Below are 254 nucleotides of genomic sequence, written 5' to 3'. Positions count from 1 at the left end.
GGTGCGGTTTTCTGGTAGCTGGCGGCTGCCCAAGGCTTGTTCCAGGCTCTCTTCCAGGCCGTCGAGCTGGACCCTGGCCTCCCCGGAGAGCCCCAGGCCGTCGCGGAAGTATTCGACCAGCCACGGGCTGTTGCGCGGCATGACTTCCACCAGGTCGCCAGCCAGCCAGCTGCTGGCGCTGGGGGCCAGCAGTTGCAGCAGGTAGACCCCGGAGCCGCTGCTGTCGGGGTTGAGCAGGGTGCGGCTCTTCAGGG

General features: G+C 68.5%; 1 protein-coding gene. It reads right to left on the bottom strand.

Features of this window, described 5'->3' with window-relative positions; all coding sequences use genetic code 11:
* On the bottom strand, nt 1–254 hold a 254-nt coding region (locus SB756_RS32700; protein ID WP_410913593.1), incomplete at both ends, for a hypothetical protein.

Source organism: Pseudomonas sp. SIMBA_068, from assembly GCF_046534705.1.
Classification (GTDB): Bacteria; Pseudomonadota; Gammaproteobacteria; order Pseudomonadales; family Pseudomonadaceae; genus Aquipseudomonas; species Aquipseudomonas putida.
The sequence above is the reverse complement of the archived record's forward strand: the minus strand, read 5'-3'. Positions and strand labels throughout refer to the sequence as shown.